This is a genomic window from Aeromonas sp. Y293-4, assembly GCF_027705905.1.
Taxonomy (GTDB): Bacteria; Pseudomonadota; Gammaproteobacteria; order Enterobacterales; family Aeromonadaceae; genus Aeromonas; species Aeromonas veronii.
Map to the genome: position 1 here is coordinate 1 of NZ_JAPDCI010000070.1, position 1,164 is coordinate 1,164.

Consider the following 1,164-nt stretch of genomic DNA (forward strand, 5'->3'; position numbering starts at 1 on the left):
CTAAATAACTGATCCCAATAGTGCTACACCTTCGCTGTGCCATAGCCATTCCCCGGGAAAGGAGACACGGTATCCATGAAGTGTTTCACTCGGGCCAGCAGGTTTGCCATCCCTCTGCATTGATGATTGCGCGTGATGGTTTCATGTAACTTGTGCCATAGCCGTTCTATGTGATTAACCCAAGGGCTGTAAACTGGCTGGAACACCAGGCAGAACTTGGGATTCTTCTTCAACCATCGCTCGGTCTGTTTGCTTTTGTGAATGATGTAGTTATCGAGGATCAACGTGATGGTTTTGGCTCGTCGGTAGTGGTGGCGCAGCTTTTCCAGCATGGCAATAAACAGCGATGAGTTTTTCTTGATCCCGCTGACGTAAAGTACCCTTCCGTTGCCTGCGTGGAGAACGCCTGCCAGATAATGCTTGGCATTCTGCCCCGGTGTGACAACCCGCTTTTGCTGCGCTCTGAACATCCAGTCGGCTCCTAATTTGGGATTGAGGTCTATATCGACTTCATCCTCATAAAACACCGGATTATCGGCATCACAGCGGGCCAGCGCGGCGTCGATATTCGCCATTTTTTCCTGATAGGCTGGGTCTTTTATCCGCAAGGTCGGCACGGGCCTGCGCCAGACAATGCCCATACGAGGTAACCATCGGCGGAGCGTGGAGGCTGCCACATTGAGCCCTGTTAACCGATTGATTTTTATAGCCAATAGTTCAGTACACCAACGGCTGCGCTGATAACCAAAATCTTGCGGAGAAAACTGCATGAGCAGCACCAGTAAGGTGACAATCTTGGCGATAGGTAAGACTGGGGCACGGCCAGCCGGTAAGGCTTCTAGCGCATCTATGCCTTCATCTCGATACCACCGAAGCCAACGACCGATGGTCGAGCGCGCAGCGCCGGTAAGGTGATGAACATCGGTGATCGTGCGTCCTTCATGTAACAGCAAGATGGCCATCAAGCGACGAGCATGTCCTTTATCACGGGTGGCATGGATGATTTTGTGAATGCGGCGCCGTTGTGGTCGTGGCAGAGGTGGTAGGATAGGCATCAACTCAGTCCTTTGGGTGTGGCTTGTTTTGTTTAGCGACTAATCAGATCGCACAAACTGGACTGAGTTCCCTTCCTCCGGTGATCTACTATTCGGAACAGCTATTTAG

1 protein-coding gene is annotated in these 1,164 nt (G+C 51.5%); it reads right to left on the minus strand.

The features are described from left to right. Positions 1 to 23: 23 nt before the first annotated feature. Complete coding sequence (locus OKC31_RS21590) at positions 24 to 1,055, minus strand: IS630-like element ISAhy2 family transposase (protein ID WP_001809438.1); 1,032 nt, start codon at positions 1,053 to 1,055, stop codon at positions 24 to 26. Between the last annotated feature and the right edge of the window lie 109 nt (positions 1,056 to 1,164).

Bases quoted from the DNA above. Each gene is read 5' to 3' on its own strand.
- OKC31_RS21590 (WP_001809438.1), bottom strand. From the start codon at position 1,055: ATGCCTATCCTACCACCTCTGCCACGACCACAACGGCGCCGCATTCAC.